Origin of the sequence: Mesorhizobium sp. B2-3-14, assembly GCF_006442175.1 — a bacterium.
GTDB lineage: Bacteria > Pseudomonadota > Alphaproteobacteria > Rhizobiales > Rhizobiaceae > Mesorhizobium > Mesorhizobium australicum.
Genome location: NZ_VFVP01000001.1, coordinates 248,614 through 261,209, shown reverse-complemented (window position 1 = coordinate 261,209; position 12,596 = coordinate 248,614). Strand labels below are relative to the sequence as shown.

Genomic DNA, 12,596 nt, shown 5'->3' with positions numbered 1-12,596 from the left:
GCTTGCAGTCTGTTCCCGAATCGCCCGACTAACGTGCATCAACTGAACATCGAATCCGGCGTTCTGCCATAGCGGGCACACCAATGAATTTTGACGAAATGCTGCCTTCGGTGCCTACAAGTTGGAATAATAGGCGCGTCCACTTCTTCAAATACATGAGCTTCAGCACCGCGAAAGCCGTCTTGACCAATGGGACTCTCAGGTGGGCTACACCCGGCACGTTAAACGATCCATACGATATACAGTTCGACCTGGCGGTTACGGTAGACAGAGCCAAGCTTAAGGTCGCTTCTCTCGCCAAGCTGTGGGAAGTATTCAAAGGCGAGAGGGCTGTTGGGCAGGGGAATTTGTTAGGAGCCTTGGTTCGGACCATGGGACTTAGTCTTCCAAATCTAAGCCGTGACGAATTCGAGAAGGAGTTTGGTGAGGCATTTGAAGAAGGCTTTGACCGAATGATGGCGAGCCTGCCCGGGGTCAATGCTGACATCCGTAAGTTAATGGCGGACAGCAAAATTCTGTGCCTCACGACCGATCCGATCAACACCTCGATGTGGGCGCACTATGGCGACCTTAGTCGGGGCGCGGTGCTGAGATTTCGATCGATCGCTGCGCTCAGCAGCCCCTTTGGGATGGCCAAGCCGGTAGAGTACGTCGATCATCTACCAAAGCTTGTGGATGAGGATTTCCTGGCCGAAATGTTTGCCGGACTTGCTTCGATTAACCCTTCCGTCGCCAGCCATCGAATGGTCTTCACCAAAGGCACGGACTGGTCATATGAAAAGGAGTGGCGCATTTTTGCGGGACGCGGCCGCAACAAGACCGAGGCTCCCGAGGACCTTCCCTTCCATGATTTGGAACTAGACGGTCTCATCTTCGGCCTCGCGGTGCCGGACGAAGGCCGCCAGGAGTTGAAGGCGCTGGCAGATAGATATCCGAATGTCGAGATCATGGAGGCCGTTCGCTCTTCTGTCGGCTTTCGGCACGAAATTCGAACCCTGCACCGGCCTGCCGGGTAGGTGCTTACCGGGCGATGCTGGAGGCGCAGATGTGCAATCTCTATAACATCACCACTAGCCAAGACGCCATCCGCGAGCGGACCCGCGCCATGCTGGACCTCATAGGCAACCTTGAGCTCTCGCTGGATGTCTAGGCGGAGCAGGAGCCGGAGAAGGCGCTTCTGGAGGCCGTAAAGCTGGCTGCCTAAGCGATTGGTGCCTAGAGACGGGTTGCGTGCGATATCGCCGTCCGCACTTTTCTATGAGTTTTTTAGCCGTTGCCGTCTGGTTGTTGCACGGCTCTGCAACACAGAGTTCGTTGAGGGTTCCCCATCCAGAGCAGGAAGTCGCAGGATGCGCGTAACCGGGTCCCAAGTCAGTGGGTCAACGGGCACGTGGTCGCCTTTGCTATCCTCACCAACCTGACGGAGCGAGCCAGCCATCTCGTTTTGCAGAAGTCTTACGAAACTGCCTCGCGCCTGCCAGATTTGCTGCCTTAACTCTATTCCTTGGCTGTGACCGTGCACCGCCAGATGTCTTGCGACGTAGCAGGCCTTCAGCACCTGATCCAACACACGTACGCGAACACCTTCGTCAGCCGGTGATCCGTCTCCAGATGGCACGTTCGGAAAGAATAGTCTGCCTCGGTCTAGCAATGCGCTGGCGCGATGGCTAAGCGTCTCGATGGCGGCCAAACTGTAATTGCCCCCCTCTGTCAGCGGCGCACACGCGGTTTCGATTTCCGCCATAACGTCGATGACCTCACTGCCCCACCGTGTCATCTCCGTGTCTCGCTGGCGTTCCCTGTCCTTCTTTTCCCCGTCCCGGTAACGCTTGTCAGTCCGCAGAGCCAGATAAGACTGAATGACTGTCGTCGTGCCAAACAACACGGCAGCTAACGCCGCGACTGATTCCCATCCCATATTTCCCCCCATCGCCCGCGTTGCGCTGAGCGCCGCAATACTATCACTAATGGTTGTCGAATGTGTTGTGAGGTGTTCCTAAGGCGACAGCGCAGTAGACCTCCAGAATGGCTTGGTTGACTGGGTCGGGTTCGAGCACATACCGGAATTCCATGGTTCGAAGCCTTGCCTTCGCTGCGGAAAAGTGTCTCCGAAAGTCCAGGTCTTTCATCTTCTCAGAACGGGTGTCGATGTGACCCTTGACGTAAGACCTGCCAGTTCGCCCGCTCGTCGCACATGCCAGCCGATATGCGAAGGCAGCAACGCCGTCGCCAGAGCTTTCGCGACGATGTGCGTAGAACCGGCCGATGATGTCGTTGGTGCGACCCACATATAAGTGATGTGCATCCTCCGTCAGTAGATAGACGCCCTAAGGCGCCTGTCCGGTGGCAGGTCTATCGATGGGAAACGATTGCCCCGAACCGGCTTCATTTCAACAAGTCGATTGAACGATGGCACAAGCGTCTCAACCGTTTGTTGGAAATTCTCATGCATCGGACGACCCTCCTGCCGCATCAACAACGGCATCCCAACCCGCAGATACTTGCGCCAACGGGAGCGAGATGCGCTCGCCTGCCGTTCGGTGGGCTCGGAAATAATCGAGGATCCTTTGTTCAACATCGTATGCTGTTTGCGGGTCGTTGAAACATGCAAGTCGCTCGATCTGCCACTCCTCATCCAGAATTTCGGTCGGGATGTGGGCATTGATTTCGACCAATCGGCGATCGGGATTGACGCTCATGCCGACCTTCCAAATGTCGCGGCTGCCGAACCTCAACAGATAAGTGAAGCACGGGCCGTCGCAGGTTTTGATGATTAGTGCCTCATAGCTTGTTGGCGGCGGCCCCTTTGAGCTTCTCCTTGAGGCGTGTCGCTTCACCCGCCTTAGCTCGTTGGCCGGGAGAGCGAATGGCATCGCCAATGCTACCTCCCGATGAGGAAGCCTCAGAACGCTCGCTGCAAGTCTGCTGGGCAGAAGCCAGGGATGGCGAATAGCTTTCATTGGGACTTTTCCAAGCAAGGCGGTTGTGCCGGAATATGGCTCGTCGAACTGCCACGCCTTGGTTGCCTTTACCGCCCAGGGCCATCGAAATGTTCCATAGCGTTCAGTGCCTTCTGCAATCACCGCTTCCGTAAAGTACTGCTCAACCCGTCCTCTCTCGTTGCCGAATTCCATCATGCCGACAATCTTACCTCGCATCGGTCGGACCGGGGCTTTGCTGGTGGCTAGAAAAACCATCCTGCTTCCGGGTTCAAATCCTTCGAGTAGGGATTGAGCGGCGGACTCCAGGCCGAAGGTAACGGCAGGCCAGCCGATTGGATCGAATCCGTGGAAGTACTTTGCAAATACCTTCATTCGATTGCCCTCCGTCCCCAGAATGCCCTTTGCGTTTGAGATTGCAAAGCACGATGCAGGCTGGTGTATTCGACCTGATTCGAAGGGGACATCATGACAGCTGGTCGCGTAACACAAGCGGAAATCAACAAGGCGGCATGGGCGGCCTGCGACACCTTCAGGGGCACGGTCGACGCATCAGTCTACAAGGACTACGTGCTGACCATGCTGTTCCTGAAATACATCTCCGATGTGTGGAAGGATCATTACGAGACCTACCGCAAGGAGCATGGCGATCATCCCGACCTGATCGAAGCGCTGATGAAGAATGAGCAGTTCGTGCTCCCGAAGGGCGCGAGCTTTTATGATCTCCATAATGACCGCCATAAGGCTGGCAACGGCGAGCGCATCGATAAGGCCCTTCACGCCATCGAGGAGGCGAACGGCAACAAGCTGCGCGACGTGTTCCAGGACATCTCCTTCAACGCCAACAAGCTCGGCGACGAGGAGCAGAAGAACGACATCCTGCGCATGCTCCTGGAGGACTTCGCCAAGGACAGCCTGGACCTCAGGCCAAGCCGGGTCGGCAGCCTCGACATCATCGGCGGCGCCTACGAATACCTCATCTCACGTTTCGCCGCGTCGGCCGGCAAGAAGGCTGGCGAGTTCTATACGCCGGCCGAAGTCTCCACCCTGATGGCGCGACTGGTCGAGCCGCAGGAAGGCGACGACATCTGCGATCCGACATGCGGCTCGGGCTCGCTGCTGATGAAATGCGGCCAGGAGATCACCCGGCACACCGGCTCCAGGAAGTACGCGCTCTATGGCCAGGAGGCGATCGGCTCGACCTGGGCGCTCGCCAAGATGAACATGTTCCTGCATGGCGAGACCAATCACCAGATCGAATGGGGCGACACCATCGGCAACCCGAAGCTGCGCACGGTGGAGGACCAGTTGCGCCATTTCGATGTCGTCGTCGCCAATCCGCCCTTCAGCCTCGACAAATGGGGATCTGAAAAAGCCGCCACCGATCGCTTTGGCCGCTTCCGCCGGGGCCTGCCGCCGAAGACCAAGGGCGATTACGCCTTCATCCTGCACATGATTGAGACCATGAAGCCGAAGACTGGCCGGATGGCCGTTGTCGTGCCGCATGGTGTCCTCTTCAGGGGATCGAGCGAGGGTGAAATCCGTCGCAAGCTGATCGAGGAGAACCTTCTCGACACCGTCATAGGCCTTCCCGAAAAGCTATTCTTCGGCACCGGCATCCCCGCCGCCATCCTCCTTTTCCGAAAGAAGAAGCCCGACGATACCGTGCTCTTCATCGACGCCTCGCGCGACTACGACGAGGGCACCAACCAGAACCGACTGGGCGAGCAGCAGCTTCTCAGTATTTTCGCTGCCTTTGATGCTCGTGTCTCCGTCGACAAATACGCCCATCTGGCGACGGCCGGGGAGATTGCCGAGAACGACTTCAACCTCAACATCCCGCGCTATGTCGACACATTCGAGGAGGCGGATGAAATCGATTTGGTGTCGGTGCGGGCGGAGCGGCTGAAGCTGAAAGCGGACATGGCCGAGCTTGAGGTGAAGATGGAAGGATATCTGAAGGAACTCGGCTATGGTGCCTGAGGGATGGAGCGTTAGGAGTATTGGCGAAACAGGTAAGGTCCATGCAGGTCGCCAGAGGTCACCGCATTTTACAGAAGGGAAGCCCCGCACTTATTTGAGGGTGGCGAATGTGTTTGACGGCAAGATTGACACTAGCGATCTGCTTACGATGCCGTTCACGGATGGGGAATACGAGCGGTACAGATTGCAGGAAGGTGATATTCTCCTCAATGAAGGCCAGAGCCTAGAACTTGTCGGCCGATCTGCAATTTATCGCGGAGAGCCGCCCGAATGTTGCTTTCAAAATACGCTCGTGCGCTACCGAGCAGACCGCAAAACAGACACCACCTTCGCCTGGAACTTATTTCACCATTGCCTCCATACCGGCGTCTTTGCTGGTATCGCGACTAAGACGAACTCGATCGCCCATCTTGGCGTATCACGCTTCGCGGAGTTGAAGCTCCGGTTTCCTCCACTACCCGAACAGAAGAAGATCGGCGAAATCCTCTCGACCTGGGATGCGGCCATCGAGACGAGCGAGAAGCTGCTCGTCAATGCCGAGGCCCAGAAGCGTGCCCTCATGCAGCAACTACTCCTAGGCAAGCGACGGCTGAAGGGATTTGAGGGGACAGAATGGGCACACGTGAAAATTGGAAGCGTATTGAAAGAAGTTCGTCGAAACGTAGACTGGTCAGATGACGATCTCTACAGCCTGCTTAGTCTTCGCCGGCGATCTAGAGGGCTGTTCTTGCGCCAGAGGCTCCACGGGCGAGAAATCCTTACCAAAGGAATGAAGACGACAAAAGCAGGGGATTTTCTGATTTCCAAAATGCAGGTGGTCCATGGCGCAATGGCGATGACGCCCGCCAAATATGACGGAATGCATATCTCAAACTCTTACATCTCGCTAATCCCACGAAACAAAGATCGGCTACAAATTCGGTTTTTTGACTGGTTGTCCCGAATGCCATGCATGTACCGACTTGCGTACCTAAGCAGCTATGGCGTCCACATCGAAAAAATGACGTTCAATTTGGATTGGTTCCTTGAAGAAAAGATAGACATGCCGGCGACGGCCAACGAGCAGACCAGAATTGCTGATGTTCTTGATGCGGCGCAATGCGAGGTCGACGCTTTGATAGCGGCGAAAGGCAAACTGTTGAACGAAAAACGTGCCTTGATGCAGCAACTACTGACGGGCAAGCGGCGTGTGCAACCATGAGCCAACTATGGTCCAGCTACCATCAAGTGGTTGTCGAGACATATGCGGCCAAGAAACCGGGCAAAAGTTCTCTGATCCACGTCCGGCCCATTGAAGGCCAATTGTTCCCAACGACGATGGATGTCGAATGCTCTCGTTCGATGAGGAAGAACCATCCGGTGGGAACCAGATTTCGAATCTACGCCAAGGAGACGGACCGCGAAGGCGGCAGGCCTTTCCTCTACAGCCATTTCGATTGGCCTTACGAGGTGATCGAAGACCGATGAACGCTCCAGAGCGCCCCATGAGTGACGAGGAGACCCAGGCCAAGGTCCCGGCGCTCGCTCTCCTGATGAAGCTCGGCTGGTCTTATCTGTCGCCGGCAGAATGTCTCGCTCAGCGCGGCAGCGAGCGGGCGGTGTTGCTCGAAACTGCGACCCGCAACTATCTCTCCGCCTGGCGTTTTGCCTATCGTAATGCGAGCCATGCGCTTTCCGCCAGCGGCGTTGCCCAGGTCCTGAAGGCGCTCAACGACACCGGCCTCAACGAGGGGCTAACGCCAGCCAACGAGCGGGTCTGGAAGCATCTCGCCCTTGGCGTCACCGTCAGCGAGTTCATGCCGGACGGCCACAAGCATTCCGTCACCGTGCCGCTGCTCGACTTCGCGAATCCAACCGCCAACCGCCTCCAGGTCACCGAGGAGCTGTCCGTCGAACGCGAGGGCGGGCATGGCCGGTTCCGGCCCGACATCGTGCTCTACGCCAACGGCATCCCCTTGGCCGTCATCGAGGCCAAACGCCCGACCGGAGGCCATGCCGAAAAGCTGATGTTGGTCGAGGGCGTCTCACAGCATCTCCGCAACCAGAAGCCGGACGGCATCCCCGCGCTCTATGCCTATGCCCAGCTCCTCCTCTCCATCTCGGGGCAAGATGGCAAATACGCCACCATCGAGACCCCGGCGAAGTTCTGGTCGCTATGGCGAGAGGAGGAAATTCCCGCCGCCGCGATCGACACAACGATCAACGCCAGGCTCACAGCGCAGCAACACGCCGCCCTGTTCGCCGAGCGCCCGGCCCATGTCCGAGCCTTCTTCGATGGCCTTTGGTCGAAGCCCGTCGCCGCAACCGGGCAGGACCGGCTCATCGTCAGCCTGTTGCGGCCCGATCGCCTCCTGGAGTTCGTCCGCTACTTCCTCCTATTCGACCGCAAGCTGGGGAAGATCGCCGCCCGCTACCCCCAGGTCTTCGGCATCAAGTCGATGCTGGCGCGGATGGAGGAGCGCAACCAGGACGGCGGGCGCGAGGGCGGCGTCATCTGGCACACCACCGGCTCCGGCAAGTCCTTCACCATGGTCTTTCTGCTGAAGGCGCTGCTGATTCATGACGCCCTTGCCCGCTGCCGTATCATCGTCATCACCGATCGGGTCGACCTGGAACGTCAACTGTCGACCACCTTCATGGCGGGCGGCGCGTTCGGCTCTGCGGTAGCGACGAAGAAGGACGGCGAGAACGCCAAGGCCTCATCTGGCCGCGACCTGGCCCAGCGCATCGGCTCGGGCACCGAGCGCATCATGTTCACGCTGCTGCAAAAATTCAATTCGGCGACGCGCTTCAAGGAATGCCACAACGCCTCCGAAGACCTCATCGTGCTGGTCGACGAAGGACACCGCAGCCATGGCGGCGAAAATCACGAGCGGATGCGCAAGGCCCTGCCCAACGCCGCCTTCATCGCCTTCACGGGAACGCCGCTGCTGAAGGACGACAAGACGCAGAACAAGTTCGGCCCGATCCTTCACGCATACACCATGCAGCGGGCGGTGGAGGACGGGACGGTCACGCCGCTTCTCTATGAGGAGCGCCGGCCGGTAGTCGATGTGAACGCCGAAGCGATTGACAAATGGTTCGACAAGATCACCACGGGGCTTTCCGACAAGCAGCAATCCGACCTTAAGAAGAAATTCGCCACCCGTGGCAGCGTCTATCGCGCCGGCAACCGCATCGACCTCATCGCCTGGGACATCGCCACCCACTTTTCGCAGAATTTCAAGGAGCTTGGCACCGGGCTGAAGGCGCAACTGGCGACCGACAGTAAGCTCTCGGCCATCCGCTACAAGCAGGCGCTCGACGCCACGGATCTCGTCACTAGCGCCGTCATCATCTCGCCGCCTGACACTCGCGAAGGCCATGAGGACACGGACGAGTCGAAGACCCCGGAAATCCAGAAGTGGTGGGCTGCCAATGTCGGTAACGATCAGGAAGCCTATGAGCGGAAGGTCATCGATAACTTTTCGACCCCCGGCAAGCCCGACATCCTCATCGTTGTCGACAAGTTGCTCACCGGCTTCGATGAGTCGCGAAACGCGGTGCTCTACATCGACAAATATCTGAAGGAACACAATCTGCTCCAGGCCATCGCGCGGGTGAACCGGCTGCACGAGGCCAAACAGTTCGGTTTCCTGATCGACTATCGCGGCATCCTGAAGGAACTCGACACGTCCCTGAAAGACTACCAGGACCTCGCCGAGCGCACCCAGGGCGGCTACGACATCGAGGACATCGAAGGCACCTTCGCCAGCGTCTCGACCGAATACAAGCGCCTGCCGGGCCTCCACGCTGCATTGTGGGCGATCTTCGCCGGGGTGAAGAACAAAGGCGACCGCGAGCAGTTCCGTCTGGTGCTGACGCCGGATTCGATCCTTGGCGAAGACGGCGCAAGCTACGATCGCAACCAGAAGGTCCGCGAGGATTTCTATGCCGCGCTGACCGAGTTCGGCATGTGCCTCAAGTTGGCGCTTTCATCCCACGCCTTCTTCGAGGACGGCTCCTTCAGCGAGGCGACGATCGCCGACTACAAGAAGGACCTGAGGCTCTTCACCGAGCTGCGCATCCAGGCCAAGCAGGACGCCATGGAGACGGTCGACTTCTCGGCCTACGAGGAACAGATACGCAAGCTGGTCGACAAGCAGGTCGTCGGCGTCGAGATCAAGGAGTCGGAAGGCGTCATCGACCTCACCGGCTTCACCGACAACAAGCAGGCTGGTTATGACGCATCCGGCTGGAGCGACGACAAGACCCGCGCCGAAACCGATGTCATCAAGACCCGGCTGACAAAAACCATCGAGCAGACCCTGGCCGATGATCCCTATGCGCAGGCGGTGTTTTCGGAGCTGTTGCGGCAGGCGATCAAGGAGGCGGAATCTCTCTTCGATCATCCGCACAAGCAATATATCCTGTTCAAGGACCTGGAGGAAAAGGCGAGGACGCGGGCCAACCCTCATGTGCCCGAGCGCTTCCCCGAGAATCCCCATGCACAGGCCTATTTCGGTCTCTTCCCGCTGGTCCTGGGCGAGGTGGCGGCACGGGATCGCGGCGAGGACTGGCTTGTCGCCGAGGCCTTCCATGTCGACAGTGTCGTAAGCAACGCGGTGGCGACATTCTCGATCAATCCGGCCAACATCGAGGCTGACATCAGGACCAGGCTCTTGCCGCGCTACTTCAAGGCGCTGGGCGGGTTGGACAAAGCCCAGACTCTGGTAGACCGCATCGTTGAGATCGTGCGCCTGGGAGCCTCCCGTGGCACTCTCTGAGCGTAACCTGTCGACGCTGCGCTATGGCGACGAAAACATCGCCTATTCCGTGCGGGTCGATCCGGCCCGGCGCGAGCGCATCGCCATCCATGTCCATCCCGATGGTGCCGTCGAGGTCGAGGCTCCCGAGGACGCCAGTGAGGAGGCCATCCGCAAGGCTGTCATGAAACGTGCCCGCTGGGTTCTCCGGCACGTCACCGACGCCAGGAAACGCTTCGAGCATGTCCTGCCCCGGCAATATGTCAGTGGCGAACAGGCGCTTTATCTCGGCCGCCGCTATGTCCTGAAGGTTATGCAGGTGCCCAAGGCTGAGCGCTCCATCAAGCTGAAGCGCGGCCTGCTCGTCGTCGCGGCTGACAACACCGACAAGGTGGCGCTCCGGGCTCGCTTGCGGGCTTGGTATCGCCTCAGAGCGCGGGACTACTTCGCCGGCCGCATCGAGGTGATCTCAAAGGGGCTGCCCTGGGTCCAGGAGCCGCCGCCTTTCCGGTTGCTCGACATGAAGCGGCAATGGGGAAGCTGCGCAACGGGCGGTTCGGTCACCCTCAATCCGTTTCTGGTTAAGGCTCCGCGCGAGGCGATTGATTACGTCATCACCCACGAGCTTTGCCATCTCAGGGAGCACAATCACAGCCCCGAGTTCTTCCGCCTTCTCACCCGCTCCATGCCCGGCTGGGAGGCGATCAAATCCCGTCTGGACCACAGCGCCGAGATCATCCTGAATGATTGAGGAATTAGACGTTCCATGCGCATCACAAAGACCAAGGGCGGTTGGAACCTGGAGTTGGGCGGGAGCATGCGTCGACCGTCAAGCCTTGAAGAGCAAATGCTTGCCGCTACGCAGGAAGGGCCAGCGGCAGCGGCTGAAATAAGGAAACGAATTGCTGCGCAGTCTTGGGCGAAGCGCAAGAAGCCGAAGGGTCGCGGGAGCAAGAAGCAATCTTGAGCACTACGATACCTTGAACCGGGGGAACGCTTCCATCGCCCGAGCCTTGGTCACCAGCGTCACTCCGCCATAGCCTTCGCCGACCGTTCGCGGGTCATGGCCGCAGATGGCGTCGAGCACCTTGTCCTGGATGCCGGCCTCCGAGCCCATCGTCTTGAATGTATGCCTCCAGGCGTGGTTCGGCTGGATGTTCGGGTCCTTGACGACGGTGCGAACGAATTCGGTGAGGCGGTTCTTGGCTGTCCTCCAGGCGGCTCTTTCTGCGCCTGACCACATGAAGAGATGCCCATCCGCCGCAGCCTCCACGAACGCCGGAAAGCCCGTCTCGACCAGATGCGGATGCAGCGGCACCTCCCTTCGCTCCTTGTCCTTCACGGTTCCCGCTTCCGGGGTGATGGCGATGATCCAGTCTTTGCCGTCCTTACGGACATCCTCCTTGCGCAACTGCACGATCTCGCCGACGCGAGCGCCGGTATAGGCGCAAAGCCAGGGAACCCAACGCTTCAGGCCATGGCGCTGCGGCTTCTCCTTCAGACCCTTCCTCACGTTAGCCGAGGCTGTGAGGATGGCCGTTATTTCCTTTGGGGTGAACCAGCTTTCGCGAAGCCGTCGCTGCTTGCCGACCTTGATGGTGATGCCGGTAGCGGGATTCGCCTCCATCTTCCTGTTGTTGACCGCCCAGGTGAAAACGCTGCGCAGGCCGGAAAGGTAGCTGTCCTTCACTGTCTTGGCGCTGAGCGTCTTGCCAGTCTTCGGATTGACGCTCGCCAGCAGGTGATCCTTGAAGCGAACGAGGTCGTTGGCGGCCACGCGGGTAGCGTCATCGTTCTTGAGAAATTCCGTCAGCGTTGCGGCTGCCTTCCGGTAGCTTTCATGGGTGCTTGCGGTCAGGCCCGACGCCTTGGCCTCCTGCCACCAGGATTCGACCAGGCCCGTAAGCGAGATGCCCGATGTGGCCTTCGGGCTGCCGGGAGCCTTCCATTCGGGGAACCTCTCGGAACGAGGATCGGGAGAATAGTCCCCGCCAAGCTTCCTGCCTCTCGCCTCCATCCCCTCGCGGAGCGCCTTCACGAATTCCACAAGCACCATAGGGCGGGACGCCGCGTCGATGGCTGGAATGCCGCGAGCAAGCAGTAGCCGGTTGACGAGCGGCCCCACGGCATTCTCCATGTTTGCAGAATCCCCGTCCTCCTTCAGCCTACCTAGCTTCTCGACGATGGACGCATAGGCCGTCGCCATTAGGTCGAGGTCCAAGCTGTCTTCGCGTTCCACGGTGCCGTCCGCGTTCTGCACGAAGGAGATGGAGTTGCGGTGGTCGTAATCACTCGCCCAGGCACGGTAGAGTTCGCCGGAAAGCGCGACAGCCTGGCGATGCGTGAGAGCGACCGGCCTATTCTCCCGAAGCGATCGGAAGATTTGCTCCAGATATGCGACAGCATCCGCCTGTCGGCTCTTCACGACGCTGGGGTCGCCGGTCTTCAACGAGAAGCGAATGCTTTCGGTCTTCGGTGTGATGGTGACGAGCGCCGTCTCTTCGCCGATCGGGACAGCCAGCTTCATGCCCACCATGCGATCTCGCAGGTCAGCGGGGATGCGCTGGACAAATTGCTGCTTAGAGGAACCTGTTCGCTTCACGGGACGGACCAGCCGATAGAGCATAGTTGCACACCTTTGTAACACAGTCAGGCGAGCGCAACATGCTGATTTGGCTTATCTTCTTGATCTTGTTGGGGTGACAAGAAAGATGGTGCCCAGAGGCGGATTCGAACCACCGACACGCGGATTTTCAGTCCGCTGCTCTACCAACTGAGCTATCTGGGCCTGTTCCGGCTAACGAAAACTCGCGCTCCGGATTTCATGAAGGCACCGTGGGCGCCCCTTGAAAGCGCGTGGGTTATAGCATGGGAATCCGGCCTGTCCAGCGCCCAGATGTGGATTTCCCGCAGGAAAAGAAATGTCGCC

The 12,596-nt window shown here is 58.9% G+C and carries 7 protein-coding genes and 1 tRNA gene; 5 read left to right on the top strand and 3 right to left on the bottom strand.

All coding sequences use genetic code 11. From position 1 onward, the window contains the following. Window positions 1–83 precede the first annotated feature (83 nt). Entirely contained in the window at window positions 84–1,016 is a 933-nt protein-coding gene (locus FJ950_RS01170; RefSeq protein WP_140614702.1) for a DUF2971 domain-containing protein, read from the top strand. Window positions 1,017–2,444: 1,428 nt separating this feature from the next. Here FJ950_RS01170 and FJ950_RS01160 read toward each other — a convergent pair. After that, window positions 2,445–3,314 carry a GIY-YIG nuclease family protein gene (locus FJ950_RS01160; protein ID WP_140614701.1) on the bottom strand — a complete coding sequence of 290 codons (870 nt, stop codon included), beginning with the start codon at window positions 3,312–3,314 and terminating at the stop codon, window positions 2,445–2,447. A gap of 93 nt (window positions 3,315–3,407) precedes the next feature. On the opposite strand from FJ950_RS01160, the gene FJ950_RS01155 reads away from it, so the two are divergent. The 4 genes from FJ950_RS01155 (at window position 3,408) to FJ950_RS01135 (ending at window position 10,418) form a co-directional block, all read left to right on the top strand. Next, complete coding sequence (locus FJ950_RS01155) at window positions 3,408–4,922, top strand: type I restriction-modification system subunit M (protein WP_140614700.1); 1,515 nt, start codon at window positions 3,408–3,410, stop codon at window positions 4,920–4,922. Further along, entirely contained in the window at window positions 4,912–6,123 is a 1,212-nt protein-coding gene (locus FJ950_RS01150) for a restriction endonuclease subunit S (protein ID WP_140614699.1), read from the top strand. The genes FJ950_RS01155 and FJ950_RS01150 overlap by 11 nt, the downstream gene beginning before the upstream one ends. Before the next feature lie 283 nt (window positions 6,124–6,406). Next, entirely contained in the window at window positions 6,407–9,688 is a 3,282-nt protein-coding gene (locus tag FJ950_RS01140) for an HsdR family type I site-specific deoxyribonuclease (protein ID WP_246681264.1), read from the top strand. Continuing rightward, window positions 9,675–10,418: a SprT family zinc-dependent metalloprotease gene (locus tag FJ950_RS01135; RefSeq protein ID WP_140614696.1), complete on the top strand. Its 744-nt coding sequence runs from the start codon at window positions 9,675–9,677 to the stop codon at window positions 10,416–10,418. Before FJ950_RS01140 ends, FJ950_RS01135 begins: the two co-directional genes overlap by 14 nt. A gap of 219 nt (window positions 10,419–10,637) precedes the next feature. On the opposite strand, the gene FJ950_RS01130 is transcribed toward FJ950_RS01135, so the two are convergent. Beyond that, a complete protein-coding gene (locus FJ950_RS01130) occupies window positions 10,638–12,194 on the bottom strand; it encodes a tyrosine-type recombinase/integrase (RefSeq protein WP_246681262.1) in 1,557 nt (518 codons plus the stop codon). A 185-nt stretch (window positions 12,195–12,379) separates the two neighbouring features. Continuing rightward, window positions 12,380–12,455 (bottom strand) — tRNA-Phe (locus FJ950_RS01125). Window positions 12,456–12,596 lie beyond the last annotated feature (141 nt).

What these genes read in the sequence shown, in the direction of transcription:
- FJ950_RS01170 (WP_140614702.1), top strand. Translation starts at nt 84, where the DNA reads ATGAATTTTGACGAAATGCTGCCTTCGGTGCCTACAAGTTGGAATAAT.
- FJ950_RS01160 (WP_140614701.1), bottom strand. Translation starts at nt 3,314, where the DNA reads ATGAAGGTATTTGCAAAGTACTTCCACGGATTCGATCCAATCGGCTGG.
- FJ950_RS01155 (WP_140614700.1), top strand. Translation starts at nt 3,408, where the DNA reads ATGACAGCTGGTCGCGTAACACAAGCGGAAATCAACAAGGCGGCATGG.
- FJ950_RS01150 (WP_140614699.1), top strand. Translation starts at nt 4,912, where the DNA reads ATGGTGCCTGAGGGATGGAGCGTTAGGAGTATTGGCGAAACAGGTAAG.
- FJ950_RS01140 (WP_246681264.1), top strand. Translation starts at nt 6,407, where the DNA reads ATGAGTGACGAGGAGACCCAGGCCAAGGTCCCGGCGCTCGCTCTCCTG.
- FJ950_RS01130 (WP_246681262.1), bottom strand. Translation starts at nt 12,194, where the DNA reads ATGAAGCTGGCTGTCCCGATCGGCGAAGAGACGGCGCTCGTCACCATC.